Origin of the sequence: Kitasatospora sp. NPDC008050, from assembly GCF_042957465.1 — a bacterium.
Classification (GTDB): domain Bacteria; phylum Actinomycetota; class Actinomycetes; order Streptomycetales; family Streptomycetaceae; genus Kitasatospora.
Window position 1 is genome coordinate 400907 of sequence record NZ_JBIBIJ010000003.1, and the last position, 26509, is coordinate 427415.

Sequence of the window (26509 nt, forward strand, 5' to 3'; positions counted from 1 at the left end):
GCCAGCCGCCGTTGGCCAGGCGGATATTGTGGTAGAGCACGTGGTCCAGGCCGTAGGCGACGAGCTGTGTGTCGCCGTTCGGCATGGCCGTGATCGAGGAATGCTCATCCAGGTACGTCCACATATTTGCTGTCTGCCATCCGGTGCAGGTGATTCCTGCCGAGGTCGAGGCGCAGGCCCGGATTGCGGCGGGTTCGTTGTTGTCGGGGTTGATGCTGTTGATCCAACTGGTCGGCCAGCCGCCGCCGGTGGAGGTGGTCTTCTCGATCTGGGAGTCGAAGGCCGAGCGGTCGGTGCTGCCGTCCCAGGAGCGGTCCATCCAGACTTGGTCGCCGTTGCTGGCATTGTCCAGACCGCCACGGACCAGTCCGGTGGAGTTGGACGTGATGACCGTGACGTTCTTGCCGGTGGTTCCGATCGGTACCGATACCGCTTGGGCGGCGTCTGCTGGGGCGTTGCCGGTTCCGTCGCAGGTTCCGTTGCGGCAGATCTGTCCGATCCACGGTGTGCAGGTGATTCCCGCCGAGGTCGAGGCGCAGGTCCGGATTGCGGCGGGTTCGTTGTTGTCGGGGTTGATGCTGTTGATCCAACTGGTCGGCCAGCCGCCGCCGGTGGAGGTGGTCTTCTCGATCTGGGAGTCGAAGGCCGAGCGGTCGGTGCTGCCGTCCCAGGAGCGGTCCATCCAGACTTGGTCGCCGTTGCTGGCGTTGTCCAGACCGCCACGGACTAGTCCGGTGGAGTTGGACGTGATGACCGTGACGTTCTTGCCGGTGGTTCCGATCGGTACCGATACTGCTTGGGCGGCGTCTGCTGGGGCGTTGCCGGTTCCGTCGCAGGTTCCGTTGCGGCAGATCTGTCCGATCCACGGTGTGCAGGTGATTCCTGCCGAGGTCGAGGCGCAGGCCCGAAGAACCCCATGGCGTCCACCTGTCGGATCGTCGAAGTTGTAGTAGGTCGTTGGCCAACCCGAACCGCCTGGAGCTGTCGTCAATCCTAGTTGCGAGTCGCCGACTTGCTGACCGCCGTTCCAGGACCGATCTATCCACACTTGATCGCCAGCTCCGGCGTTGTCCAGACCTGCCCGAGCCATGTCAACAGATGTCGAACTGACGACTGTGACGTTCTTCCCGGTTGTCCCGATCGGCACGGATACGGCTTGAATGGCGTCGGCTGGTGGACCTCCCCAACCGTCGGTTTGTACGTTGTGGATTCCATTGCCGACCGTGATGGTCATGGTCTTGGTGTTGTCGATTTGGTTGGTGCTGGTCGCGTCGAAGGCTGCTGCTGTGATCGTGTGGGTTGAGCCGTTGGCCAAGCTAGTGGTGTTGAACAAGAGCTTGTGGGGCGGGGTTAACCCACCGCCGGAGTCTCCACTGCTTATCGGCGTACTCGAGCCGGTGGGGTTCGTGTTGTCGAGGTAGTACAGGACTCGGGATGCTTTGGTCTCGGTGGCGGTCAGCGTGATCGTGCCGGATACGGACTGCGGAGACGCGGTATTCACCGTGGAGCCGTTCCAGGTACCGACCTGGTCGACGGTCGCAGGCGTCGGCGGTGGCGGGGTACCCGTACCTGGGCTGATGTACCCGCGGACCCACATCTCGTAGTTGGTGTTGGGAAATAGGTGCTTGGTGGGGTCGTATGCGGTGCCGCCGTTGTCCTCGTCGATGTTGACATGGCTCGTAGACCACCAGGGAGGCGGTGGAGTGAGATTGTTCGGGTTCTTTCCGCCACCCTGGTCACCGCCGACGTCTGACAGTAGGCCGTTGGCGTAGCTGGTGACGATGGAGATATGGCTGCCCGGATTACCATTCGAGTCGTTGTAGTTGTCGTCGTTCCATATCACGGCATCGCCGGGCTGTGGAGTGTAAGTGCCGATGTTGTGGTACTGCTTGGACTGCAGCCAATCCGGTACGAAGCTTGACATCCAGGATTCTGCGGGCACGCCCTCCTGAGTCCAAACCCGTTTGACGAAGTCCCCGCACCACAGTTCGTTCCACGGGCCCATCGTATGGTCCTGGCCGATGTAGGACATTGCCTTGGCTGCGATAGCGTCACCGAGTGCGTCGGCATTAGCCGGCGATGGAGCGAGTACGGCCAGACCTGAGGCGAGCAGGGCACCGCAGGACAGGGCGGTGACAAAACTACGTATGTGTTTCAACAGCATGATTCTTCTCTCAAGCTGGGGACGTTTTCCGAGGTTGTCGCAGGCGTTCTTCCGCTGAGGGGCGTGGCTTTGCCCGGGAGGATCCGGCTGGAAAGCGCGTCCGCCGGTCGATGACCAGGAGGCGAGTGGTCTGAGGCGGCTCAGCCGCACTGGCCCCCTTATGTGGACAGGTGGGCTGCAATCGCGTGGAGCACAGCAGCGTCGCCGACCACGTCGTACGGTGCAGTGGAGGCGGAAGCGCTAGGTCCTTCGTTGAAGTCAACGACGGTGAGTACTACGCCGCGTTGCAGCACGTACCCGTGGTCAGTCTGGATTCCGGGTTCGGTTCCACCAGCCGGCGTCTCTACTCCGGTCCAGTGCCGTGACCATGACGCGCCGTCGTTGACAGAAGCAGTCTGGACGATCAATGCGTCCGTGGGGGCACCGAAGCTGGACTGCTCGCTGCGGGTCTGGCCTCGGCAGTTCTGTTCAGAAGTGAGAACAGCCTGATAGGCGTGCTGTGCAGCCTGGGCTGATGCATAGAAGAACATCCATTGGGTTGTGTCAAAGTTCTTCGCTCCTGTGAACCCCATGACCTGCTGTGCGATCGGCTCCGGCAGACCCCTGCACCATGGTGTCGGGCCGCCTCTTGTTGGCACCGCACTCGCCGAGGCGGCGACAGATGTCTGGTCCGAGAGGGAGTTCATTGACGCCGTGTCAGCAGGTATGGCCTGCGTAGCAAGCGTCGAGACCGACGTTGATGCTCCAGTCGCACGTACGTTACTGCCACAACCGCTGAGCAGGCTCAGCGCGACGATAGTGATCGCCGTGATCCCGCGTGGCGTCAGGCGGCTGGTATGGAGACTCGTGAGCATAGGGCTCCGTCTGTCCGGGAGTCGGGTTGCCGCCGACTCGGTTCCGCTGGTAGAGCGCCCGGCTGGCAGTACCAATGCGCACGTACCGCTTTCCGCCGACGGCAAGTCCCCCAGGCCCAGTTGGTCGTCTGGGCTCGACGAGCACACCAGTACCTAGCCCGGTACGCAAGACGTCGCCCATCATCGCCATGGTGAGACAATATTCACAACGTTTTGATGTATCTGGTAAATATGCAGACAAGTCCAGAAAGACTGGGCACCGCTGGTCAGTGCTTGCCACCAGGAATCAGGAAGCTCTGGGTCGGTGGCAACTACGCTGCCGCCGACCGGTTTTCCTGGCAGGAGGATGGTCTCGTCGGCCCGCCACACCGCCGCGTGGGACTCATCCCACCAGGCCAGTCCCGCGCACCAGGTGGGCTTGGCGATTCCCGTCGAACGCCTGCGCACATTCGGTCGCCGGTCCCAGGGGCTGGAGCCGCGGTCCCGTGAGCTCCAGACGGTGATTCCCGACCATGTGGAGGTTGTTCAGATGCCCGAGAAGGTCACTAAGGAGAAGGTGCTCGTCTACGTCGTGCGTCGCCCTGGACGCCGCTGACCAGTAGGGACGATGAGCCCGCTCAGGGACACCGACTTCAGGCTTCAACAGTAATTTGATGACGAATCACTATTTCGGGTGCCGCATCATGAAGTTCTCCCGCTGGGCTGTCACCACTACCACCCTGGCATCCGCCTACCGGCTCACCGGCTCGCAGACCACCACCGCCTCCGGCCGCGGGGTCCGAGAGGACACCGTGCAACCGAACAGCCCGGGGGCGTGGACCCGCCGGGTCGCGGCCGCCGCGCTGGCGCTGGGGCTCGTGGGGGCGCCGCTGCTCGCGGCCGCTCCGGCGACGGCCGCCACGACCGGCAGCCTGTTGTACTCCACGGACAACGGAGCGACCTGGTCGTCCAACCCCACTGTCCCCCCTGGCGCCACGGTGCTGGTGCGCGCTTGGTACAACAACTCCGACCCGGTCGAGCACGCCGGCGCGCAGGTTTCCACGACGCTTCCGCCCGGCTTCACTCTGTCGCCCAACTCCACCACGGTGTGCCTGAACCCGACGACTCCGGCCGGCTCCGAGGCCACGCCCACCCTGACCGAAGCCGACGGCAGGACCTCCTCGCTGATCTGCAACACCGATACGGGGCAGTCCGGAGCGATCAACGAGGCCGCCGTCTGGACCGGTTCGACGCTCACCATCTCCCCGACGGCCGGCCTGTTCGGCCAGCCCGTCGGCGCGACCAGCGGTCCCATGGAGTTCGGCAAGAAGCGCTACTTCAACATGAACAACTGCGACCGCCAGCTCTCCGCCAACGGCCCGCAGCTCATGACGAGCATCACGGCGCCGAGCCTCGGCCCGTACGTTGCGGGGTCGAACGTCTCGAACTCGGCGGATACGGTGCCGTCCTGCCCCGCCGCCCCCGGTTGGCCCGTCAACCTGCAAGGCACCCAGGCATTTGACCTGCTCGGGCGGCGCTACCTCAACATGAACAACTGCGACCGCCAGCTCTTCGCCAACGGCCCGCAGCTCACCACGAGCATCACGTCGCCGAGCCTGGGTCCGTACACGGCGGGCACGAACACGAAGAACACCATCGACACGGCGCCGTCCTGCCCGGCCGCCCCCGGCTGGCCCGTCAACATCTCCGGAACCCAGCCGCTGGACCTGCTCGGGAACCGCTACCTGAATCTGCACAACTGCGTGCGTCAGATCGCCGGTACCGGCAACGGCCCGCAGCTCACCACGACCATCACGTCGCCGAGCCTGGGTCCGTACACGGCGGGCACGAACACGAAGAACAGCATCGACACGGCGCCGTCCTGCCCTGCCGCCCCCGGCTGGCCAGTCAACATCTCCGGGACACAGGCATTCGACACCCTGGACACGGCGCGCGGAGCGGGGTTCGTGCAGTTCGCGATGATCGCCCCCACCTGCCTGGCCGCACAGACCGCGACGGTCACCGGCGCCGGATTCACCGTGCCTCCCTCGACCACCTGCCTGACCGTCGCCCCGACCCCCTGACCACTGACCGTCACCACGATGAAGTGCCAACTACGGGCACACGTAAGGCCCCTGGTGCCCAGGATGCGGCCAGGACCGCGCCCTCCCCGGGCGTCATCCCGTCGACGGCTCCGCGATCTGCACGACCTGCGCCGGCTTCTCCCAGACCTTCGACTGCTCGCGCTGCGGCTTCGAGGGCAAACTGCTGGGCGGAGGGCCCTGCGAACGCTGCACGCTCACCGACCGGCTGACCGCCCTCCTGGACGACGGCACCGGCCGCGTCCGGCCCGCGCTGACACCCTTGTTCAACCTGCTGGTGGCGATGGACGAGCCCAGGAGCGGCCTGGCCTGGCTGGCGATGCGCCGCAACCATCTCGGAAACGCCTCCCAGATGCTGCGGCGGCTCGGCCACGGACAGATCCCCCTGACCCACGACGCCTTCCACGAACTCCAGCCCTGGCGGGCAGCGGCCCATCTGGAAGAACTCCTGATGGCCAGCGGAGTCCTGCCCGCCGTCGACAAGTACATCTGCTCCTTCCAACGATGGCTGCCCGGTCACCTGGCCGGCATCGCAGAACCCGAGCACCTGAAGGCCGAGCCGGCCAGCCGGCCCGCCCCGACCACCTGTCCGCACTCCTGGGTGAGATCGGCATCCCGGTCGCCGCCGCCCGCGGCGCCGCCATCCGACAGCAACTTCTCGAACTGCCCGCCCCCGTCGTCGCGGACGCCCTCGGCTACCACGACAAGACCACCAGCCGCCTCCTCCGAGAGGCCGACGGAAACTGGAGCCGATACGCCGCCGGCGATCACACCCGGTCACCGGCGGGCTGGGCTCCTCGGGGAAGCTGCGACGGTTGAATACGCGAGCCCACCAGTACCGAGGCCGGAGTCCATGACCCGGGCGAGCGGAAGGTAGCTGAGCCGGTCCAGGACGAGCCGGAGGTCCGCGATCCGGGTGTCCACCATCGTGCGGAAGGTTGCCGGGTCCGGGGGTCCGAACAAGACGGTCGTCCGCGGCCCGTTTATGGTGGGTGGCCGTACGGCGGTGCGGAAGCGGCAGGTGGTGCCTTCGTCGACCCTTGACGGCCTCGGTCTCCTGTCCCAGACCCGGGTGCAAAGCAGGCGTCTCAGCTCTCGGCGGGGGCGGCGGGCTGGTCTGCTTGCCGGGAATCGGATCGCCATCAACGGGGTTGGCGGGGGATGAGCCGTTATAGGAGGGGTCATGCGAGCGATTCAGGTGTACGAAGTGGGCGGTCCCGAGGTGCTGCAGGAGGCCGAGGTGGACCAGCCGCGGCCGGGTCCGGGCGAGGCGCTCGTGGAGGTCGCCGCATCCGGGGTCAACTTCCTCGACGTCTACCACCGCGAAGGCCGGTACAGCCTCCCGCTGCCCTTCACCCCGGGCGCTGAGGGCGCCGGCACGGTCGTCGAAGTTGGACCCGGCGTCGCTGACGTCGCAGTCGGGGACCGGGTCGGTTGGGTGGAGGTTCCCGGCACGTATGCCGAGCGGGCCGTCGTGGACTCCTCCCGGCTCGTGCCGCTGCCCGACGATATCGGCTTCGAGACAGCCGCCGCCGTGCTCCTCCAAGGCATGACCGCGCACTACCTCGTCAAGGACGCCTACCCGGTCCAGCCAGGCGACACGGTGCTCGTGCATGCGGCTGCTGGTGGCATGGGGCTGCTTTTGACCCAGCTCATCACCCATCTCGGCGGCAGGGTGATCGGCACGACGTCGACCACGGCGAAGGCCGAGCTGGCGAAGCGTGCCGGGGCCGCTGAGGTGATCCTTTCCTCCGCAGTCGACGATCTCGCAGCCGAGGCGAGGCGGCTCAACGGCGGTCAGGGACTGCCGGTTGTCTTCGACGGCGTCGGCGCGCACACCTTCGATGCGAGCCTCGCCAGCCTGCGAACCCGCGGCCATCTCGTGCTCTTCGGCGCGGCAAGTGGTGCCGTGCCTGCGTTTGATCCGATTCGGCTCGCCCACGGCGGTTCGCTGACCCTGATCCGGCCCAGCCTCGGGGACTTCATCGCCGATCGGTCCGAACTGCTCCGACGGGCCGCCGATGTGTTCGAGTGGGTGCGCTCCAAGGCGCTTGAGGTCACCGTAACGGGCCGCTACGCATTGTCCGAGGCCGCCCAGGCCCACAGCGATCTGGAGGCTCGGCGTACCACCGGCAAGCTGCTCGTCGTACCCGATGCGGCCGCTATTGGACGCCGCGAGGAGACGCAGAGCTGATCGCGGGTGACGAGGTCGGGGATCTTGAAGACTGGGATGTCGAGGGCATGGCCGACCGTCATCGCCAAGATCCCCGACTGTGAGGATGTGCGAGGCACCGCTCAAGGGTCTGACCCGATCCCCGATTGACGCTTCGGCTGTCCTCACTCTGAATCGTCGACCTCCGAGCGATGCCATTGCGCACCGGGCACCACCTGGAGCCAGTACGCCGCCGGCGATCACCTACGGTCACCATCGGGCCGGACTCCACGGCGAACTGGCGACAGTTGAATAGGCGAGCTCACCAGTAAAGCAAGGATGGGACCGCTGCCCCAGCCCTGGTAGCTGGTGGGCTCGCGCATTCAGCCGCAGTCCTTGCAGATCGGTTGGCCGTTCCTCTCCCCTGCCAGTTCGCTGCGCTGGCGGACGAGGAAGCAGCTCATACACGTGAACTCGTCTGCGTCTTTCGGGAGTACCCGGACGGCGAGCCCTTCGTTGGAGAGGTCAGCGCCCGGCAGTTCCATGCCCTCAGCTTGGAAATCGTCGACGTCAACTGAGCTGGCCGACTTGTCGTTCCGACGGGCCTTCAGTTCCTCAAGGCTGTCCGCACCGAGGTCGTCAGCATCTGTCTCGTGCGCCACGTGGTGTCTTCTCTCGTCAGAGGGTGCAAACCAGGGTCGGCCCGAGTCTGCCCTTCCCAGGCTCTCGGGCAGCCCGTGACACAAACCCCTTCGTGGTGCCACGATCTCGGATATCGGCATGAAGCAGCGTCTATGGCGTGCACTTGTCATTCGAAAGGAGTGGCATTCGGCGCGCCTGCCGTGAGTTATGGCCTCAACTGATGTGGCGCCCAGAGGCACTGGCCTGCCCGCGGACCAGGACAGTTGAGAGGCGGAACCGCCGGTGGCGTTCCCGTGGGTAGGGGATGACTGGGGAGAGACACCCGTGAAGACGCAGGGATACGGCGACCGCCGATGAAGACCCGGTAGAGGACCGTAACTTGGCTGGAACCTCAGGCTACGAGCAAGACCCTTCACGCAGAGTCGTCTGCCTCGTGCGCACCAGCAGCGACCGGGAGCGCGATGTGCTGCTGCTCGGCAAGCTCCCGGCCACCCGCCCGGTCACCGGGATGAGCGCGCACTGCCTGCTGCGCACCTTCTGGGGCGGCCCGACCGGATGGAACGCGACAACCTCCGCACTGACTGCGGCGCAGGTCGCGGCGCTCGCACCCGAGCCCGGGCCGCCGGCCTCGTCACGGCCGCCGCAGGGCCCGATCGCGCTCGACCAGGACGACCAGGTGCTGCTGGCGGAGCTGGCCGGTGACGGACGGGTGAGCAACACCGAGCTCGCCACGGCGACCGGCTGGCACGAGGCGACGGTGCGCCGCCGGATCGAGGCCCTGCGCGCGGCGGGGGTGCTCTACTTCGACCTCGACGTCGAGAGCGGCGCACTCGGGTACGGGTGCACCGCGCTGCTGTGGATCAAGGTCGAACCCGCCGAACTCGCGGCGGCCGGGCAGGCCCTCGCCCGGCACCCGGAGATCTCCTTCGCCGCGGCCACCACCGGCCCCACCAATCTGCTGGGCACGGTCGTCTGTACGGACGTCTACGCCCTCTACGACTACATCGCCGAGCGGGCGGGCAGGCTGCCGGGGGTGCGCGAGATCGAGTCCGCGCCGGTCACCAGGACGGTCAAACGCGTCGGCGCGGTGACGGCCGCCGCACGCCCGTCGCGCCGCGGGTAGGGATCGGATCCGGGGGTCCGTCCGTCCACCCGGTCGGATCGATCTACCGGCCCGGGTCGGAGAAGGTCAGGCCGCCGGTGCCCGTGGGGCGGCGAACCGGGCTCGGCACCGGCGCCTCCTCGCCGGGCGGCTCACGGAAGTCCGCGCCCTGCTCCAGCGGCTCCGGGCGGTGCCCAGTGGACTGGGCGGGCACGGAGACTTCGGTGGCGGGCTCGGAGAAGGCGGGCAGCCCGAGGCTGCGACGGTCAGGGGTCATGATCCCCAGTCTCTCAGACCCGCCGGCCGACCGGAGCCCGAAGCCCACAGCCGGGCCTTGGCCCGGTCCCGCTTGCAACTTGCAACTTGCAACTTTCAGCGGGCGAGGGCCGCTCCCCAGGGCGACCCTCCTCGGCCGCTACGGGACCCGCGCCACGGATCCGTGACCGGCCCCCGGCACGGCGACGGTGTCCGGGCGGCGGGCCAGGGCTTCGGAGGCCTTGGCCGTGGCCCAGAGCGAGACGCCCAGCGCGAGGGCCAGCGCGGCGCCCGCGGCGAAGATGCTGCCCGAGGAGACGGCCTGCGCACTGCCGGCCTCGCCGCGGGCCGAGCCGCTGAGGAAGGGCATGACCGCGAGCACGCCCACGCCGAGCACGACCTCGCCCCAGACGACCTTCGGGAAGTGCCGCAGCGTCAGGTGCCGCAGCGAGGCGGTGTCGTCGGCGCGACGGGCCCGCACGATGCGGGGCATCAGCCAGAGCTGGTTGACCGCCCCGGCCGTGACCAGGCCCAGGACCAGCAGGATCTTCACCAGCAGGGCCAGACCGTAGCCCGTGGTCCAGAGCTGGTCGATCGCTCCGACGTGCCGCCAGCCCATCCAGAGGCCGGAGATGACGACGGCGGCGACACAGACCATCGCGACGAGGCTGAAGCGCCGCCATATGTCGGCCCACAGCGGGCCGGCGCCGTCGCCGAGCCGGCCCCGGGCGGTGGCCAGCACGACCAGCAGGGCCAGGCCGCCGAGCCACACCGTGCCGCTGATGATGTGGACCTGGTCGAAGACGAGGTCCAGCACGCTGTCGCCGTTCTTCGGCGTGGTGACGGGGACGGCGGAGATCAGGGTGGTGGCGAGGGAGAGCGGCAGGGCGGTGAGCGCGAGCGCGTCGAGCCGGCGGCGCGCGGCCGGCGCGAACAGGGCGATCAGCAGGGCGGCGGTCAGCACCAGGACCACGCTCTGGACCAGGTAGACGGTGCCCTGCGCGATCCAGGCGCCCTTGCCGGCTGGTGCGCGCAGGAAGTGCCAGATCCGTCCCGGCGCCAGCGCGTCGGCGAACGGCATGCCCTTGCCCGCGCGGGCGACGCGCGCGGCCAGCTGGAAGTAGCCGGCGACGAGCAACACCACGCCCGCCCAGGCGAGATGGAGCGCCGACCGGTGGCGCAGCACCGCGCCGTCCTCGGCCTCGCCCGCCCCGGTGCGCAGCGCCGGACGCGCGGTGGTCGCGTAGGTGGCGGTGGCGCCGATGGCGCCGCTCAGTCCGATGAAGTAGCCGGACTTGGTGAGGATCCGCCAGAGCTGGGGCGTGGTGTATCCGGCCGTGTTCGCGGCCAACTGCACACTGTTCATAAGGCAAGGCTAACCTAAATATCGGCCCCGCTGCCCACTCCCGGATCCCGTGGATTCCCTGGGAGCGGGGCCGACTTGCCGGACATCACCACAGGTCTCTGACGTCCGATCAGCTCACGCGGACGGCACGGCGGCGGCAGTCACGGCCGCGTCGCGGTCCGGTGCCGCACCGGCACCGGCGCCACTGCCGATGCCGGCACCGGCAGTGCGCCCACTCAAGCTGGTGGACTGCTTGTCCATCCTGGACGGATAGTCCAGAATGGAGGGCATGGAAGAGACCGCCGAGACCACCGACCCCCGGGTACGGCTCTGGGCACCGGTGTGCCAGGCCGTCGCACTGCTGCTCGGCCCGTACGCGGAGGTGGTGCTGCACGACCCGGACACGGACCGGATCCTGGCCATCTGGAACCCGATGACCACCCGCGGCCCGGGCGATCCCTCGCTGCTGGGCGAACTCGACGACCTCGACCCCTCGGCCCAGGACGTGTTCGGCCCCTACCCGAAGCTGCTCGCGGACGGCCGGCGCCTGTCGTCGGTCAGCGCCGTGCTGCGCGAGCCGGACGGCAGGGCCACCGCCGTCCTGTGCGTCAACCTCGACCGCACCCCGCTGGAGCAGGCCGCGGCCGTGCTCTCCGCGTTCGGCGCCGCCACCGTGGCCCGGCCGGAGCCGCTCTTCGAGCAGGACTGGAACGAGACCGTCCAGCACATCGTCGGCGGATACGTGCGCGACTGCGGCCGCCCGGTGGAACGGCTCACCCGGGCCGACCGGCTGGCCGTGCTCGGCCGCCTGGAGGAGGCCGGCGTCTTCGCCGTGCGCCGCGCCGCCCCCGTCGTCGCCGCGGCCCTGCGGGTCTCCCGCTCCACCCTCTACGGCCTGCTGGCCGAACTGCGCGCGCCGAACCCGATGGAGGACACCCCATGACCCGACTGCCCGACTTCCGTCTCGAAACCTACCTCTCCCGCTGGGAGTTCACCGCCCGCCACCACCTCACGGCCTCCGACCTCCAGACCATGACCATCGGCGAACTGCTCGCGCTGGCCGACGAGGAGGACCGCGAGGCCTTCGGGCAGCTCCCCCTGGGCTACACCGAGACCTATGGCGACCCGGCGCTGCGCGAGGTGATCGCCGGCATGTACGAGCGGGTGGACGCAGCCGACGTGCTCTGCTTCGCGGGCGCCGAGGAGGCGCTGTACGTGGCGATGAACGTCCTGCTGGACGCCGGCGACCACGCGGTCGTGGTGACCCCGAACTACCAGTCCGCCGAGACGGTGCCGCTCGCGCTCTGCGAGGTCAGCGGCGTGGCCCTGGACCCCGACCGCGACTGGGCGCTGGACCTGGACGCGGTGCGGGCGGCGATCCGGCCGAACACCCGGGTGGTGTCGGTGAACTTCCCGCACAACCCCACCGGCAAGGTCGTCTCCGCCGCCGAGTTCACCGCGCTGGCCCGGCTGTGCGACGAGCGCGGCATCCACCTGTTCAGCGACGAGGTCTACCGCGGCCTGGAACGCGACCCGGCCCGCACCCTGCCGCAGGCCGCCGACCTGTCGCAGCGCGCGCTGTCGCTGAACGTCACCTCCAAGTCGCTGGGCCTGCCCGGCCTGCGGATCGGCTGGATCGCCTGCCGTGACCGGCAGTTGCTCTCCCGCCTGGAGCGGGCCAAGCACTACACCACCATCTGCAACTCCGCCCCGAGCGAGGTGCTGGCCCGGATCGCACTCAAGGCCCGCAGCACCATCCTCGACCGCAACCGGGCGCTCATCGCGCGCAACCTGCCGCTCTTCGACGCCTTCTTCGCCGAGTTCCCCGACCTCTTCGAGTGGCGGGCCCCGGACGGCGGTTGCACCGCCTACCCCCGCTTCCTCGGCCCCGAGGGGGTGGAGGAGTTCTGCACCCGCCTGGTCGAGGAGGCCGGCGTCCTGCTGCTGCCGGCGAGCGTCTACCGCTCCGAGCTCACCCCCACCCCCACCGACCGCTTCCGGATCGGCACCGGCCGCGCCGACCCCGAGGCGGCCCTGACCGCGTTCCGCCAATGGCTGCGCACCAAGCGCTGACGCCGCTCACCCGGACGGCCCACCAGTGCGCGTCGCCGCCCACCGACGTGCCGCACACGGACGCCGACCGGTTCAGCCCCGGGAGGGTTCCTCGCACGCGGCGCGGGTGAGGGTGGTGGCCGTGTGCACGATGCTGACGACGGCCTCCTCGGGGTCGAGCCCGTGCAGGTCGGTGAGGCTGAACAGGGCCTCGGCGCTCACCACCACCGCCAGATCGCGCTTCAGTTGGGCGAGGGCGGCGGGATCGGTGGCGCCGAGGCTGTCGTCGAGGGGGGCGAGGGCGCTGTCGATCAGCCCGAAGCGCAGGCCGGGGCGGGCGTGCGGCTTGCCCGGCCGGGTGATGGTCGCCGCGATCAGGGCCCGCACCACGCCCTGTCGGCTCAGCACGTGGCGCAGCAGGAACTCGGTGGCGGCGGCGATCCGGATCACCGGGTCGTCGCAGTCCGCGACCGGTTCGAGCGCCTCGGCCGCGCTGGGCAGCTGGTCGGCGATCGCCTCGCCCAACAGGCTGGCGAGGTCGGGGAAGTAGCGGTAGGCCGTGGCCTCGGAGACCAGTGCCACCCTGGCGATCTCGGGCATGGTCACCTCGCGGCCGGTGGCGCTCAGGTCGGCCGCGGCCTGGACGATCGCCTTGCGGGTGCGGAGCTTCTGGTTGACGCGGCCCGCCGTGCTCTGTTCTGCCACCAGTGCGCCCTCCTCGGCCGAAACGGTGATCCTGCGAGTCTACTACGCTCACGCGACCGCGCTCTCACAAAGGAGCCGGGGGCGGAAACACCTGCGGAGAAGCGGAAAACACCCCGGAGAAACCGCGAAGGCAAGAGGGAGAAACCCACCTCTTGCCACTCTCAGGATATAGCACATGGGGGGCCTTGCGGCAAGGCCCCCCTGGGGGCGCAGAATCGCTGGCCGAGGCCAGAACCTGCGGAAACGGGAGATCCACCCAGTGCCTGACACCACCCCCCTGACCACCAGTGCGTTCGCTCTTCCCGACCGCCTCTCCCCCAAGGCCGACCCGGCGCTGATCGCCGGCGACGAGCGGCACTTCGCCGCCCTCGCGAACAGCCTCGACCAGTCGATCGCCGAACTCTCCGACCGGCTCGACGCCGAGCGCCGGGCGCCCGGCGGCAAGGGCCGGGACGCGATGGACCGCGACCTGGAGATCCACCGGCTGACCGGTCGCCTGAGCGCGCTGCGCCGCTTCGGACTCGACCTGTGCCTGGGACACATCGTCAGCGCGGACCACCCCGAGCCGGTGTACGTCGGACGGCTCGGCCTGACCGACAGCGCGGGCCGCCGGCTGCTGCTCGACTGGCGCTCCCCCGCGGCCGAACCGTTCTTCGCGGCGACCCACGCCAACCCGATGGGCCTGCTCAGCCGTCGCCGCTACCGCTGGACCCGCGGCCGGATCAGCGACTACTGGGACGAGGTGTTCACCACCGACCGGCTCGAAGGGCACGCCGCGCTCGACGACCAGTCCGCCTTCATCGCCAGCCTGGGCAGCACCCGCTCGCCCCGGATGCGCGACGTGCTCGCCACCATCCAGGCCGACCAGGACGCCATCATCCGGGCCGGATCACGCGGCGCCCTGGTCGTCGACGGCGGCCCCGGCACGGGCAAGACGGTGGTGGCCCTGCACCGCTCCGCCTACCTGCTCTACGCCGACCCGCGCCTGGGCCACCGTCGCGGCGGCGTGCTGTTCGTCGGTCCGCACCAGCCCTACCTGGCCTATGTCGCCGACGTCCTGCCGAGCCTGGGCGAGGAGGGCGTACAGACCTGCACCCTGCGGGACCTCGTCGCCGAGGGCTCGAAAGCGACGGTCGAGACCGACCCGCAGGCGGCGCGACTGAAGTCCTGCGCGGACATGGTGAAGGCGATCGAGAAGGCCGTGCGGTTCTACGAGGAGCCGCCCACCGAGGGGATGACGGTCAGCACCGACTGGGCCGACCTGCGGCTGAGCGCCGAGGACTGGGCCGAGGCCTTCGACGCCCCGGGGCCGGGCACCCCGCACAACGAGGCACGCGAGCAGATCTGGGAGGAGCTGCTCGCGATCCTGCTGGACCAGCTCGACGACGAGGACGTCACGCCCGAGCTGCTGCTGCGGCAGCTGCAGCGCGACGAGGAGCTGGTCACCACTCTCAACCGGGCCTGGCCGCTGATCGAGGCGGCCGACCTGGTCGGGGACCTCTGGACGGTGCCAGCCTACCTGCGGATGTGCGCGCCCTGGCTCGGCCCCGACGAGGTTCGCGCCCTGCGGCGCCCCAAGGCCGACGCCCAGGCCTGGACGGTCTGCGACCTGCCGCTGCTGGACGCGGCCCGGCAGCGGCTCGGCGACCCGCAGGCAGCCCGGCGCAAGAGCCGCCACGACGCCGCGATCGCCGCCGAGCGCGAGCGGCTGGCCGGCGTCATCGACGACATCCTCCAGGCCGACGAGGACGGCGAGGGCGCGGTGACGATGCTGCGCGGCCGGGACCTGCAGGACAGCCTGATCGACGAGAGCGCGCTGCCCGGCCCCGAACGGGACGAGCTCGCCGGCCCGTTCGCGCACATCGTGGTCGACGAGGCGCAGGAACTGACCGACGCGCAGTGGCAGATGCTGCTGCTGCGCTGCCCGTCCCGCAGCTTCACCATCGTCGGCGACCGCGCCCAGGCCAGGCACGGGTTCACCGAGTCGTGGCAGGAGCGGCTGGAGCGGATCGGGCTCGACCGGGTCGAGGTGACCTCCCTGAGCGTCAACTACCGCACGCCGGAAGAGGTGATGGCGCAGGCCGAACCGGTGATCCGCGCCGCACTCCCGGACGCCAACGTGCCGCTCTCCATCCGCAGCAGCGGCATCCCCGTCCGGCACGGATCGGTCGCGGACCTGGAGGCGATCCTGGACAGCTGGCTCGCCGAGCACGCCGAGGGCACCGCCTGCGTCATCAGCACCGGCGAACTCGACACCGGAGACCTCGGCGCCGGAGACCTCGGCACCGGAGACCTCGGCACCCGCACCTTCCCGGCGGCCTCCCGGGTCCGGTCGCTGACGCCGGAGCTGTCCAAGGGACTTGAGTTCGACCTGGTCGTCCTCATCGACCCGGAGAGCTTCGGCCAGGGCATCGAAGGGGCGGTCGACCGCTACGTCGCCATGACCCGGGCCACCCGCCAGCTCGTCATCCTCACCACCGCCTCCTGAGCATCGGTGTTCCAGGCGGCTTCGCCCGAGTCGGGAACCGTTGCGGCGGGCAGCGCGTTATCGCCGACGCAGACCGATACACGCGCGAGAGCGCTGAAGGAGGATTCATGGGCGTGGTCCTGACGAGGGGCGGCAACGTGTCCCTGGGTGAGGTGGCGCCGGGTCTGGGCACCGTGCGCGTGGGGCTGGGGTGGACCGCCCTCGACGGGTGCGAGCTCGATGCCAGCGCGCTGCTCTGCGACCGCACGGGCCGGGCCGACGACCAGAACTTCGTCTTCTTCAACAACCTGCGCAGCCCGGACGGTTCGGTGCGCCATCTCGGCGCCGCCCCGGCCGGGTCGGTGGACCGGGAGCAGATCGAGGTCGAACTGGGTGCCGTCTCCGCCGAGGTGGAGAAGATCGCCTTCGCCGTCGCCGTCTACGAGGCGGCCCAGCGCAGGCAGACCTTCGGTCAGGTCCGCAGCGCCCACATCCGGCTGACCGACCCCGCCGGCGGCGCCGAACTGGCCCGTTACGACCTGCCGCAGGCGGCCGCGGGCGAGAGCGCGATGGTCTTCGGCGAGCTCTACCGCCACCACGGCGGGTGGAAGTTCCGCGCGGTCGGCCAGGGCTACGCCTCGGGGCTGGCCGGGATCGCGGCCGACTTCGGGGTACGGGTCCTCCAGCCGGCCCCCGTGCCGAGCACCCCTGCGCCGCCGGCCCCCGCACCCGTGGCTGCGTCTGTTCCCGCGCCCGTGCCCGTGCCTGTTCCCGTGCCCGGAGCGGCCCGGTCCACGGCAGTCGGCGCCGCCGCGACGTGCTTCTTCGATCCGGTGCACGGAGTCGGCAGCAGCCGCGTCGTGTGGTCGCCGCAGTGGGGCACGGCCCGCGAGGTCCACGCGTGCGGGGCCTGCGCGCAGCGGGTGCTGACCACACCGCCGCCCTTCTACACCCCGCCCCAGCCGGCCGAAGCCGTCCACCCCCAACCCGCCTACCCGCAGCCCACCTACCCGCAGCCCATCTACCCGCAGGCCGTCCAGCCCGCCTACCCCCAGCCGGTGCAGCCCGCCTACCCCCAGGCCGTCCAGCCCGCCTACCCCCAGCCGGTGCAGCCCGCCTACCCCCAGGCCGTCGAGCCCGGGTATCCGCCCGTCGGCGGCCATCCCCAGCCGACCGGGCCGGACCAGGGACGCCGCTTCGGCACCGGAGCCCTGATCGGCGCCGCCGGGGCCGGCATCCTCGGCGGCATCCTGCTGGACGAGGCGCTGAGCGATGACCGGCCCGACGTGGTGGTCAACAACTACTACGAGGACGACGGCTTCTTCTGAGGTCTGGCGGCGACCTTGCTCGCCCGGCCGCTCCAGGATGAGCGGCACCGCGTCCTCGGTGCCACTGTCCCGATCCATCGTCGGCCGCCGGCCCCGGCTCGCTGTCACCGGCACGCTGTCACCGGCACGACCCCCCTACCCCCGCTGACCAGCCACGGGGCCCGTCGACCTGCCGTCATGGGGGCGCGGTACGGTACCGAGCCGGTTGATCGAAATGGGGGGACATGATCCTGTCGCGTATGCCGCGCAGTCGTGCCGGGTGGCTGGCCCGGGCGTGGGTGGTGCTGGTGGCAGGGGTGCTCGGGATGCTCCTGTTCGGCAGCAGTGTGCCTTTCGAGCTCGGTGATACCGGCAAGCCGGGGAAGCTGACCATCACGTCCTGCGAGACCGTTGGTGAGGGCAAGGGGCGCCACACCTATTGCGCCGGGTCCTTCACCTCGGACGACGGCACCGTGGTGGACGAGTACCACGGTGACGAGAGCGTCTACCCGGTCGGCAAGGTGATGCGCCGCCAGCGGGAGAGCTCCTTGGTGCTGGATCCGGTGGGCTGGGGTGCCGCGGCGCTGACGCTGAGCGCGGTGCTGGGATCGCTGGCCGCTGTCGGCGTCGGCTTGCAGGCCCTCTCGGCCGTCTCCCGGCGCCATCCGACCGATCGGCAGCGCGCGCAGCGGCCGCCGATCGCGGCCGCCGCCGCGCGCGGACGCACGCTGTATCCGCTCTCCCCGGCCATGCAGCGGGTCGAGTGGGCGGCCTGGGGCCTCATCGCGGTCAGCGTGGCCGGGGCAGCGGTGCTGCTCTGCGTCGGGCTGCTGGCCTGACGGGGCGCCACCGCGCCGGCCCGCGCCGGCCGGCGGCAGGCGGTGGCTCAGGCCCAGGGCAGCCCGGTGCGGGTGCGCCAGTAGGTCTCGGCGGGCTCGGCGAGTGCGGCGAGCCCGGCCAGCTCCTCCGGGGCGAGGCCGAGCCCGGCGGCGGCCAGGTTGGAGGTCAGCTGCTCCAGGGTCGCCGCGCCCGAGAGCACGATGCCGGCCCAGGGTTGGGCGGCGGCCGCGGCCAGCGCGAGCGCGTCGCAGGTGGCGCCGGTGCGGGCGGCGAGTGCGCGCAGCGCGGCGGTGTCGGGGCCGGTGGCGTTGCGGTCGGCGAGGCGGCCGTTGGCCATGCCCTCCTTCACGACCACCAGCCAACCCGCCGCGTGGGCCTCGGCCAGCGCGGGGGCGGCGGAGGTCTCCAGCAGATTCCAGGTGGCCTGGACGGCGCTGAACAGCGGCCGGCCGCCCACCGTCACCGCGAGCGCCGCCCGGATGGTCCGGGCCTGGGCGGGACCGCTGGTCGACAGGCCGACCCGGACTCCCTGCCCGGCCAGCGCCGCCAGCCGGGCGTGCAGCGCCGGGTCGGTCAGCGCCGGGCTGTCCGGGGTGACCGAGTGCACCAGGTAGACGTCCAGGTGCGGGCCCAGCAGGGCCCGGGTCTCCTGGACCTGACGGTCGAACACCGTCGCCGAGTGCTCCTTGACCTCGTGCACGGGCACCCCCGAGGCCTGCCAGTCGGCGGTGTAGGTGTAGCCCCACTTGCTGCCGACGACGCTCTCGGCCGCCGCCTCGGGCCGGGCCGCCAGCCACTCGGCCACGAACTCCTCGGCCCGGCCGTAGGACCGGGCGGTGTCGAAGTACCGCACCCCGGCGGCGTGGGCGGCATCCAGCAGGGCGTGCGTCCGCTCGCGCAGTGCCGCCACGGTGCGCTCGGCGGGCAGGTCGAGGTCCCGTCCCAGGGTGATGTAGCCGGGGCGCCCGACCGCGGCCGTCCCCAGGCCGAACCGGGTGATCGGCGAGCTGACGGAGCCTTCGGTGGCGGGTGCGGTCGGCATGCTGGGCGTCCCTTCGGTCGTTCCGGTGCTGGTGGGCGGCCCCCACCAGCACCGGAACCCTATCCGCCGTACCCGCCCCGCGCATCGTCGGCGGCTGCCGGGCGCTCGGCGCGCAGCTGTTCGGACTGGTCGGCCTCGTCAGCGGGGCTCTAGGGCTGCTCCACCGGTCCGGCGGTCCCCGCCGGGCCTGAGCAGCTCCTCGACCAGGGTGTCCACCAGCGCATCAGGCACAGGCACAGGCACACCGGAGATCATCTGACGAGTCGTCAGACTCCTTGCCAATAAGGTCATATGAACGACTTACAGCGGCATGGCGTGGCGATCGCCGCTCCCCCGTCGGCGACAACGCCTTTTCCGCCAACCGGCAGGCGACTTGGCGGAATTCCCGAGTCCGTGGTGCCAGATCCACGGGGCCCGGTCCCGTAGCCTGGATCGCGCAAGTTCGGATACGCACGCTCCGTGCCCGACACAGAACCCGCACGGAGCCGCTCACTTCGCAGGAGCCGCTATGAGTTCCGACCGGTATCACCGGGACCGCTCGCACCCGGGCCTGATCTCGCTGCGCGAGGCGATCGAGCCCGAGCGCCGGGAGGTCGTCAGCAATCCGATCTACCGGAAGCTGAACTCCCTGGAGCGGGTCCGGACGTTCCAGGAGCACCACGTGTTCGCGGTCTGGGATTTCATGTCGCTGCTCAAGTCCCTGCAGCGGCAGCTGACCTGCGTGCAGATCCCGTGGGTGCCGAGCGGGCCGACCGCCAGCCGCCGGCTGATCAACGAGATCGTGCTGGTCGAGGAGAGCGACGAACTCGGCGACGGCTACACCAGCCACTTCGAGCTCTACCTCGACGGGATGGCCAGGTGCGGGGCCGACACCCGCCGGATCGACGGCTTCCTGCGGCTGATCGGCAACCGGACCGGCGTCCTGGAGGCGACGAAGTCGGCCGAGATCCCCTCGGCGGCCGCCGACTTCGTGGCGGTCACCTGGGGCATCGTCGAGAGCGCGCCGGTGCACTGCCAGGCCGCGGCCTTCGCGTTCGGCCGGGAGGACCTGATCCCGGCGATGTTCGAACAGGTGATCCGGATCGAGGACCCGGAGGGCCGACTGACCGTCTTCAAGGACTACTTGGCACGCCACATCGAGGTGGACGGCGAACAGCACACGCCGATGGCCATGCGAATGCTGATCGACCTCTGCGGCGACGACACGGACCGCTGGACGGAGTGCGCCGACACCGTCCGCCGGGCGCTCCGCGCGCGGGTCGCGCTGTGGGACGGGATCCTCGCCGACTGCGGCGTCTGACGCACCACCTACCGGTGGCGGCCGACTACCCGGCGGCCGCCACCTTGCCGTGGTCGACGAGTCGTGCCCCCGCGCGTGCCGCTCCCGACAGCAGGCCGCCGAGCAGCAGGGCGTACTGGAGCGGCAGTTGGGTGGCCGCCAGGAAGGTGACCACCAGCAGCGAGCGTTCGCGCCAGCCCCGCCGCCAGGCCAGGGCGATCTCGGGCAGGCGCGCGACCACCAGCTTGATGCCGATCAGGATCAGCAGGGCGCCCACCACCGCCAGCGGGATGAACCCGGCCACCCGGCCGAAGAAGCACAGCAGCAGGGCCAGCACCACGCCGGAGGCGACACCGGCCCACCGGGTGCGCGCCCCGGCGGAGGCCGCGACCGCGGTGCGCGAGGGCGAGCCGCCGGCCGGCAGGGCGTGGAAGAAGGCCCCGACCGCGTTCGCGGCGGCCTGCGCGAGCACGTCGCGGCGTGCGGCCCGGCGGCCCACCGGCGCGGGAGCCGGCGGCGGAGCCTGGGCCTGGGGCGGGGCCTGGGCCGGCGGCGGAGCCTGGGCCAGGAGCGGCGCCTGGGCCGGGCCCTGTGCTCGGCCCTGCGCCGGGCCGTGTGCCGGAGCCACGGCCGAGGCCGGCACCAGGTCCTGCGCCGGGCTGCCGGGGGCGATGGCGGCGGCCTGTGCCAGGGCCACCGCCGCCACCGAACAGGCGCCGCCGACCAGATGGGGCATCACCCACCAGTTCGGCACGGTCAGTTGCGGGAGCCCACCGGGCACCGCGCCCAGCGAGGCGGCCAGCGGCACCGTGACGCCCGCGACGTGCACCAGGACCCCGGTGACCACCAGGGCCACCAGCACGGCGAGTGCGCGCAGCCGGGTGACGGCGTGCGCGAGGGCCCAGACCAGCACGGTGGCCGCCGCCACCGCCGTCATGCGATGCGACCAGGACCCCGGGTGCGCCAGCCAGGAGGCCAGCCGCAGCAGCCGGTTGTGGTGCCGGGCCCGGTAGCCGGTCGCCTCGCGCAGCGCACCCACAATGATCTGGACCGCGGTCCCCAGCGAGAACCCGGTCACCGCGCCCAGCGAGATCCCCCGCAGGGCCGAGCCGAGCCCCAGCAGCGCGAACAGGGCCATCGCCGCGGCGACCAGCAGCGTGAGTGCGGCCACGTTCGCCGGCCGCGTCGGGTCCAGGTGCGCGTGCCGCAGCGCGTTGCCCGAGGTGAGGGCGATCGCGCTGGTCAGGGTGGTGATCATCAGCGGTGTCCGGGCCAGCAGCGAGCCCACCACGGCCGGCCACACCCCGCTGCTCAGCCCGCTGCCGGGAGCCAGACCGGCGATCGCCGCGTACGCCATCCCCTCCGGCACGCTGAACAGCGCGGTGATCCCGCCCGCCAGCAGGTCGCCGAGGGCCGGCCTGGGCCCCTGTGGCACCGGCCGGGCGTCCCGTCCTGACTCCGGGCGGGCGTCCCGTCCTGACTCCGGCCGGGCGTCCCGTCCTGACTCCGGGCGGGTCCCTGGTTCGGCGTCGGCCTGGTCCACTGCGCACCTCCGGCTGTGCTTCCCGGCGCCCGCTCGCACGGCAGCCGGAGGCCAGGGTGACGGTCGGCAGGGGTGACGGGCCCGCAGGCGGCACCCGGATGTCCACCCTTCGCGTGGACTTGTCCGGATTCGTGGCATGTCGCGGCGCCGGATGCCGTAGAGGCGCCGCCACCACGCCTGCCCGAGAGGCCTACCCGCGAGGCGGCCTACCCGCGGACTTCCGCGCGCGCCTTGGTCCAGGCGGCCTCGCGCAGCAGGCGCAGGCCGTTGAGGCCCACGATGACGGTCGAGCCCTCATGGCCCAGGACGCCGAGCGGCAGCGGCAGCCGGCCGGCGAGGTCCCAGACGACCAGGCCGGTGATGAAGACCGAGGCGATCACCAGGTTCTGCACGACGAACGCGCGGGCCCGCCGGGAGAGCGCGATGACCGTGGGGACGGTGGCGAGTTCGTCGCGCACGATCACCGCGTCGGCGGTCTCCAGGGCGAGGTCGGAGCCGGCCCGGCCCATCGCGATGCCGGTGTGGGCGGCGGCCAGCGCCGGGGCGTCGTTGACGCCGTCGCCGATCACCAGCACCCGGCGGCCGGCCCGCTCCCGCTCCTGGACGGCCGCGACCTTGTCCTGCGGCAGCAACCCGGCCCGGACGTCGGTGATGCCCACCTCGGCCGCCAGGCGGGCGGCGGCCCGCGGGTTGTCGCCGGTGACCAGCATCGGCAGGGCGCCGGTCAGGTTCGTCAGCGCGCCGACGGTGGCGATGGCGTCCGGGCGCAGGCGGTCGGCGATGCCCAGCACCCCGACCGGCACGCCGTCGGCCGTGACCAGCACCGCGGTCCGGCCGCCCTGTTCCAGCTCGGCCGCGACCTCGGCGGCCGAGGCGGCGAGGTCACCGGCCGCTCCCCCGGCCGTCGGCCGGTCCCCGGCCCTCAGCCCCGCCGGCCGCGCGCCGTCTCCCAGCAGCCGGGCACCGTCCCCGAGCAGCCGGGCGGGAGCGCCCACCGCGACGGCCCGGCCCGCGACGGTGGCCCGCACGCCGACGCCGGGCGCGGAGGCGAAGTCCTCGGCGGCGGCGAGCGCCAGGCCCCGGGCGCGGGCCGCGTCCACCACGGCTCGGGCGAGCGGGTGCTCGCTCGGGTGCTCGGCCGCCGCGGCGAGCGCCAGCAGCTCCGCCTCGGTCAGACCCGAGCCGGCCAGCGGGCGGATGGCGGTGACCCGCGGCGTGCCCTCGGTGAGTGTGCCGGTCTTGTCCAGCGCGACGGCATCGACCTGCCCGAGACGCTCCATCACCACCGCGGACTTCACCAGCACGCCGTGCCGGCCCGCGTTGGCGATCGCGGAGAGCAGCGGCGGCATGGTGGCCAGCACCACCGCGCACGGCGAGGCGACGATCATGAAGGTCATCGCCCGCAGCAGGGCGGTGGTCACGTTCGCGCCGAAGGCCAGCGGGACGGCGAAGACCGCGAGGGTGGCCGCGACCATACCGAGCGAGTAGCGCTGCTCGACCTTCTCGATGAACAGCTGGGTGGGAGCCTTGGTCTCGGAAGCCTCCTCGACCAGCCGCACGATCCGGGCGATCACCGAGTCGGCGGCGTCGCGCTCGACCCTGACCCGCAGCGCGCCGGTGCCGTTGAGGGTGCCGGCGAAGACCTCGTCCCCGGGCTCCTTGGCCACCGGCAGCGGCTCGCCGGTGATGGTGGCCTGGTCGACCTCGCTCGCCCCCTCCAGCACCCGGCCGTCGGCGCCGACCCGCTCCCCCGGGCGGATCAGGATGGTGTCGCCGACCGCGAGGTCCGCGGTGGCCACGCTCTCCTCACCGCCGTCCGTCGCCAGGCGGGTGGCCGTGGCGGGGGCCAGGTCGAGCAGCCCGCGCACCGAGTCGGCGGTGCGGGCGGTGGCGAGCGCCTCCAGCGCGCCGGAGGTGGCGAAGATGACGATCAGCAGCGCGCCGTCCATCAGCTGGCCGATCGAGGCGGCGCCGATCGCCGCGACGATCATCAGCAGGTCGACGTCGAGCGTCTTCTCCTTGAGCGCCTGCAGTCCGGCCCAGGCCGGCTCCCAGCCGCCGGTGGCGTAGGCCAACGCGTAGAGCGGGCCCCAGGCCCAGGCGGGGGCGCCGGTCAGCTGGAGCGGCAGCGCGGCCAGGAACAGCAGCGTGGCCGCGGCCGCCCAGCGCGCCTCGGGCAACGCGAACACCCGCGTGCGCCGCCGGGGGGCGGAACTCGCGGCTGCGACGCCCGCCTCGGGGGCGGGGCGCTCGATCAGGGTGGAGGACATGGCAGCGGAGTTCCTTCGCGCGGGCAGGGCAGGGCGGCCTGTTCACCATACAGGAACATATGAACACTCCTTCAAGCATGCATGATGAGGATCCCCCGCCCCCGTGGACCGGACACCGACCCTGGAAGGATCACGGCTTGACATCCTCCCCGCCCTGAGGGGCGGGGTTTTCTTGGAGGTATCCGATGACCGCGACCTCTCCCGCAGTACCCCTGGACACCGCGCGCCTGCTGCGCCGGGGCTTCGCCCTGGAATGGGCCACCCTGAGCTGGAACGTGATCGGCATCGCGGTGCTCGCCGTCGCGGCGATCGGCGCGCGGTCGGTGGCACTGGCCGGTTTCGGCCTGGACTCGCTGATCGAGATCGGCGCGTCCGCCGTGGTGATCTGGGAGCTGACCGGCTCCGGCGAGGAGCGCCAGAAACGCGCGCTGCGGCTGATCGGCGCCGGCTTCGCCCTCCTCGCGCTCTACCTGGCGGCGCAGTCGACGCTGGTCCTGGTCACCGGCCTCCACCCGCGGCACTCGCCGCTCGGCATCGCCTGGACCGCGGTGACCGCCGCCGTGATGTTCGCCCTGGCCGCGGGCAAGGCCCGCACCGGCCGCGCGCTGGACAACCCGGTGCTGAGGACCGAGGGCCGGGTCACCCTGGTCGACGGTCTGCTGGCCGCGGCGGTCCTGCTCGGCCTGGTCCTCAACAGCGCGCTGGGCTGGTGGTGGGCCGACCCGGCGGCGGGCTATGTGCTGGTGTACTACGCGGTCCGCGAGGTCCGCGAGATCTTCCTCGGCGAGCACTGACCGACCCGCCCCGGGGCAGGAGCGCCCTGCCCGGTTCAGGTACCTGCCCAGGCCGCCCCCAGCCCGTCCACAAGGAGGGGAAACCCTGAACGCCTCGCTCGCGGAGGCCTGTCCATCGGCCTGCCGGCGTTGGTGCCGGCCTGTGCGGTGATCCGCCCGTGGGGCCTGCCGGAGGCGGGCCCCGGGTCAGAACTCGTCGTGGGTGAACGGCAGGAGCTCGGTGCGCAGCGCCGCATCGAGTCGCCGGGCTGCGCCGGGCGTGTTCTCGGTGACGAGTCCGGCCTGCGCGAGCGGCCACAGCCCGGTGCCGCCGAGGTAGCAGGCGGCCAGGTCGCGGACGTCGAGCACGAGGTCCGCGGGGTCGGTGGTCGGCTCGTACCGGTTGCCGTCCCGCGCGCCGTCGGGGCCGGCGGTCAGGCGGAACCGGCCGTCGTTCGACGGGACCGCCTCGTCGCGCACCTCCAGGACCAGGTCGACGGGTTCGGCCCAGGCGCGGGCGGTCAGCGCCGCGCGCACGTCCACCAGGCGCAGCCAGAGCGCCGGGAACTGCCGGGTGATCCGCACCTGGTCGCGGTCGGCGCTGATCAACGGCAGCGGATCGTCGGCGGGGCGGCCCCAGGCCCGGACCCGGCCGGTCAGGTCGATGGCGGCGAGGTAGCTCCACAGGGCGGCGGCCACCGGGGCGCTGTCGCTCTCCAGTTCCTGGACCTCGACGAGGCCGGGGGTGTTGTTGTTGTCGTTGTCGTCGCCGCCCCGGGTGCGGTAGATCGCGTAGCCGGTGCACGGGTCCTGACCCGACATCACGATCCGTGGCGGGCCGAGTTCGTCGTCGTCCTCGTCCTCCTCGGGCAGCACCTGTTCGCGCCACCAGAGACGGTCCCGGGCCGGCCGCCCGGCCCGCCGTGAACGGCTCGCCTCGTAGCGGGGACCGAGCAGGTCGGGGGCCTGGGCGGCGTCCAGCAGGCGCAGCGGCCCTGGGTCGGGGGTGAGGCGCAGGGCGAGCGGCCGGGTGGAGTCGATCTCCAGGGTGGTCAGGTGGGTGGCCGCGCCGAAACCCTGACGGCCGTAGATGGCGGCCTCCGAGGCCCAGAGCGCGGCGAGCGGGCGCCCCTGGGCGGCGCAGTCGCGCCACAGCTGCGCCAGCATCGAGGAGAGCACCCCGCGACGGCGGTGCGTGGGTGCCACGCAGACGAAGGTCAGCCCGGCGCAGGGCAGTTGACCGCCCGGGACGGAGAGCCGGAGCCGGTGGGCGGCGAGCAGGCCCACCAACTGGCCGTCCGCGTAGGCGCCGAGCCGGTCGCAGCGGCGCAGCAGCCTTCGGTACCGGTCGCGTTCTTCCTTGTCGTAGCTCTCGTGGAAGACCAGCGAGGCGAGGTCGAGGGCCCGGCCCAGGTGCGCCTCGGGGACCTCGCGGATGTCTGGTGCCGCAGGCGGGGTGCTCACCTCACGGGAGTCTAGGAGGTTCTGACGGTGGGACAGGTGTCTTCGCCCCTGCGTGGCGGCTGGCGATTCGTTCGGGACGCGCGCCGGCGCCCTGTCGGGACTTGCGTCCTGCCGAGGCTTGCGCCATGACGGGACTTGCGCGATGACGGGACTTGCGCCATGGCGGATGACA

General features: G+C 71.3%; 19 protein-coding genes and 1 pseudogene. 10 read left to right on the plus strand and 10 right to left on the minus strand.

The window, feature by feature from the left end:
- Both ACFZB9_RS08695 and ACFZB9_RS08700 read right to left on the minus strand, forming a co-directional pair.
- Positions 1 to 2164: CHAP domain-containing protein (locus tag ACFZB9_RS08695; protein WP_391444953.1), on the minus strand; the 2164-nt coding region annotated here is incomplete at its 3' end.
- A 158-nt stretch (positions 2165 to 2322) separates the two neighbouring features.
- Positions 2323 to 2694, minus strand: coding sequence for a hypothetical protein (locus ACFZB9_RS08700; RefSeq protein ID WP_391444955.1), 372 nt, complete (start codon positions 2692 to 2694; stop codon positions 2323 to 2325).
- A gap of 977 nt (positions 2695 to 3671) precedes the next feature.
- Between ACFZB9_RS08700 and ACFZB9_RS08705 the strand changes: the two genes are divergently transcribed.
- Together ACFZB9_RS08705 and ACFZB9_RS08710 are read left to right on the plus strand one after the other, a co-directional pair.
- A complete protein-coding gene (locus tag ACFZB9_RS08705; RefSeq protein ID WP_391444957.1) occupies positions 3672 to 5081 on the plus strand; it encodes a hypothetical protein in 1410 nt (469 codons plus the stop codon).
- A gap of 1201 nt (positions 5082 to 6282) precedes the next feature.
- Positions 6283 to 7293 carry a quinone oxidoreductase family protein gene (locus ACFZB9_RS08710; RefSeq protein WP_391444959.1) on the plus strand — a complete coding sequence of 337 codons (1011 nt, stop codon included), beginning with the start codon at positions 6283 to 6285 and terminating at the stop codon, positions 7291 to 7293.
- Positions 7294 to 7634: 341 nt separating this feature from the next.
- Here ACFZB9_RS08710 and ACFZB9_RS08715 read toward each other — a convergent pair whose 3' ends face one another.
- Positions 7635 to 7913 carry a DUF4193 domain-containing protein gene (locus tag ACFZB9_RS08715; protein WP_391444961.1) on the minus strand — a complete coding sequence of 93 codons (279 nt, stop codon included), beginning with the start codon at positions 7911 to 7913 and terminating at the stop codon, positions 7635 to 7637.
- Between the two features lie 413 nt (positions 7914 to 8326).
- Here ACFZB9_RS08715 and ACFZB9_RS08720 point away from each other — a divergent pair, with 413 nt between their 5' ends.
- Positions 8327 to 9016: an Lrp/AsnC family transcriptional regulator gene (locus ACFZB9_RS08720; RefSeq protein WP_391444963.1), complete on the plus strand. Its 690-nt coding sequence runs from the start codon at positions 8327 to 8329 to the stop codon at positions 9014 to 9016.
- 43 nt (positions 9017 to 9059) lie between these two features.
- On the opposite strand, the gene ACFZB9_RS08725 is transcribed toward ACFZB9_RS08720, so the two are convergent.
- Both ACFZB9_RS08725 and ACFZB9_RS08730 read right to left on the minus strand, forming a co-directional pair.
- On the minus strand, positions 9060 to 9272 hold the full coding sequence (locus ACFZB9_RS08725) for a hypothetical protein (RefSeq protein WP_391444964.1): 213 nt from the start codon (positions 9270 to 9272) through the stop codon (positions 9060 to 9062).
- 138 nt (positions 9273 to 9410) lie between these two features.
- Entirely contained in the window at positions 9411 to 10616 is a 1206-nt protein-coding gene (locus tag ACFZB9_RS08730; RefSeq protein WP_391444965.1) for a CopD family protein, read from the minus strand.
- 268 nt (positions 10617 to 10884) lie between these two features.
- Here ACFZB9_RS08730 and ACFZB9_RS08735 point away from each other — a divergent pair, with 268 nt between their 5' ends.
- Positions 10885 to 11538 carry a transcriptional regulator gene (locus tag ACFZB9_RS08735; protein WP_391444967.1) on the plus strand — a complete coding sequence of 218 codons (654 nt, stop codon included), beginning with the start codon at positions 10885 to 10887 and terminating at the stop codon, positions 11536 to 11538.
- Positions 11535 to 12668 carry an aminotransferase class I/II-fold pyridoxal phosphate-dependent enzyme gene (locus tag ACFZB9_RS08740; protein WP_391444969.1) on the plus strand — a complete coding sequence of 378 codons (1134 nt, stop codon included), beginning with the start codon at positions 11535 to 11537 and terminating at the stop codon, positions 12666 to 12668. Before ACFZB9_RS08735 ends, ACFZB9_RS08740 begins: the two co-directional genes overlap by 4 nt.
- A gap of 72 nt (positions 12669 to 12740) precedes the next feature.
- On the opposite strand, the gene ACFZB9_RS08745 is transcribed toward ACFZB9_RS08740, so the two are convergent.
- Positions 12741 to 13352 carry a TetR/AcrR family transcriptional regulator gene (locus tag ACFZB9_RS08745; RefSeq protein ID WP_391444970.1) on the minus strand — a complete coding sequence of 204 codons (612 nt, stop codon included), beginning with the start codon at positions 13350 to 13352 and terminating at the stop codon, positions 12741 to 12743.
- Between the two features lie 259 nt (positions 13353 to 13611).
- Between ACFZB9_RS08745 and helR the strand changes: the two genes are divergently transcribed.
- The 3 genes and pseudogenes from helR (at position 13612) to ACFZB9_RS08760 (ending at position 17965) form a co-directional block, all read left to right on the plus strand.
- Entirely contained in the window at positions 13612 to 15840 is a 2229-nt protein-coding gene (helR, locus tag ACFZB9_RS08750) for an RNA polymerase recycling motor ATPase HelR (RefSeq protein WP_391444972.1), read from the plus strand.
- Positions 15841 to 15947: 107 nt separating this feature from the next.
- Positions 15948 to 16499, plus strand: a pseudogene (locus ACFZB9_RS08755) (TerD family protein); the annotation flags it as partial.
- Positions 16500 to 17386: 887 nt separating this feature from the next.
- Positions 17387 to 17965, plus strand: coding sequence for a hypothetical protein (locus ACFZB9_RS08760; protein ID WP_391444973.1), 579 nt, complete (start codon positions 17387 to 17389; stop codon positions 17963 to 17965).
- Between the two features lie 47 nt (positions 17966 to 18012).
- Here the strand turns inward: ACFZB9_RS08760 and ACFZB9_RS08765 are convergent, their stop codons facing one another.
- On the minus strand, positions 18013 to 19008 hold the full coding sequence (locus ACFZB9_RS08765) for an aldo/keto reductase (protein ID WP_391444975.1): 996 nt from the start codon (positions 19006 to 19008) through the stop codon (positions 18013 to 18015).
- A 508-nt stretch (positions 19009 to 19516) separates the two neighbouring features.
- On the opposite strand from ACFZB9_RS08765, the gene ACFZB9_RS08770 reads away from it, so the two are divergent.
- On the plus strand, positions 19517 to 20308 hold the full coding sequence (locus tag ACFZB9_RS08770; RefSeq protein WP_391444976.1) for a DUF3050 domain-containing protein: 792 nt from the start codon (positions 19517 to 19519) through the stop codon (positions 20306 to 20308).
- Positions 20309 to 20333: 25 nt separating this feature from the next.
- On the opposite strand, the gene ACFZB9_RS08775 is transcribed toward ACFZB9_RS08770, so the two are convergent.
- Both ACFZB9_RS08775 and ACFZB9_RS08780 read right to left on the minus strand, forming a co-directional pair.
- The gene (locus tag ACFZB9_RS08775; RefSeq protein WP_391444978.1) at positions 20334 to 21722 is read right to left on the minus strand and encodes a SulP family inorganic anion transporter; all 1389 of its coding nucleotides are present in this window, start codon (positions 21720 to 21722) and stop codon (positions 20334 to 20336) included.
- Positions 21723 to 22036: 314 nt separating this feature from the next.
- The gene (locus ACFZB9_RS08780; RefSeq protein WP_391444980.1) at positions 22037 to 24100 is read right to left on the minus strand and encodes a heavy metal translocating P-type ATPase; all 2064 of its coding nucleotides are present in this window, start codon (positions 24098 to 24100) and stop codon (positions 22037 to 22039) included.
- A 185-nt stretch (positions 24101 to 24285) separates the two neighbouring features.
- Between ACFZB9_RS08780 and ACFZB9_RS08785 the strand changes: the two genes are divergently transcribed.
- Positions 24286 to 24894 (plus strand): cation transporter, encoded by a 609-nt coding sequence (locus ACFZB9_RS08785; RefSeq protein WP_391444982.1) that lies wholly within the window; start codon positions 24286 to 24288, stop codon positions 24892 to 24894.
- A gap of 186 nt (positions 24895 to 25080) precedes the next feature.
- Here ACFZB9_RS08785 and ACFZB9_RS08790 read toward each other — a convergent pair whose 3' ends face one another.
- Positions 25081 to 26337: a GNAT family N-acetyltransferase gene (locus ACFZB9_RS08790; protein WP_391444983.1), complete on the minus strand. Its 1257-nt coding sequence runs from the start codon at positions 26335 to 26337 to the stop codon at positions 25081 to 25083.
- Positions 26338 to 26509 lie beyond the last annotated feature (172 nt).

Excerpts from the sequence above, each read along its gene's own strand:
- ACFZB9_RS08770 (WP_391444976.1), top strand. The coding sequence starts at position 19,517 with ATGAGTTCCGACCGGTATCACCGGGACCGCTCGCACCCGGGCCTGATC.
- ACFZB9_RS08765 (WP_391444975.1), bottom strand. The coding sequence starts at position 19,008 with ATGCCGACCGCACCCGCCACCGAAGGCTCCGTCAGCTCGCCGATCACC.
- ACFZB9_RS08705 (WP_391444957.1), top strand. The coding sequence starts at position 3,672 with ATGACGAATCACTATTTCGGGTGCCGCATCATGAAGTTCTCCCGCTGG.
- ACFZB9_RS08730 (WP_391444965.1), bottom strand. The coding sequence starts at position 10,616 with ATGAACAGTGTGCAGTTGGCCGCGAACACGGCCGGATACACCACGCCC.
- ACFZB9_RS08700 (WP_391444955.1), bottom strand. The coding sequence starts at position 2,694 with ATGTTCTTCTATGCATCAGCCCAGGCTGCACAGCACGCCTATCAGGCT.
- ACFZB9_RS08740 (WP_391444969.1), top strand. The coding sequence starts at position 11,535 with ATGACCCGACTGCCCGACTTCCGTCTCGAAACCTACCTCTCCCGCTGG.
- ACFZB9_RS08725 (WP_391444964.1), bottom strand. The coding sequence starts at position 9,272 with ATGACCCCTGACCGTCGCAGCCTCGGGCTGCCCGCCTTCTCCGAGCCC.
- ACFZB9_RS08735 (WP_391444967.1), top strand. The coding sequence starts at position 10,885 with ATGGAAGAGACCGCCGAGACCACCGACCCCCGGGTACGGCTCTGGGCA.
- ACFZB9_RS08780 (WP_391444980.1), bottom strand. The coding sequence starts at position 24,100 with ATGTCCTCCACCCTGATCGAGCGCCCCGCCCCCGAGGCGGGCGTCGCA.
- ACFZB9_RS08710 (WP_391444959.1), top strand. The coding sequence starts at position 6,283 with ATGCGAGCGATTCAGGTGTACGAAGTGGGCGGTCCCGAGGTGCTGCAG.
- ACFZB9_RS08760 (WP_391444973.1), top strand. The coding sequence starts at position 17,387 with ATGCCGCGCAGTCGTGCCGGGTGGCTGGCCCGGGCGTGGGTGGTGCTG.
- ACFZB9_RS08785 (WP_391444982.1), top strand. The coding sequence starts at position 24,286 with ATGACCGCGACCTCTCCCGCAGTACCCCTGGACACCGCGCGCCTGCTG.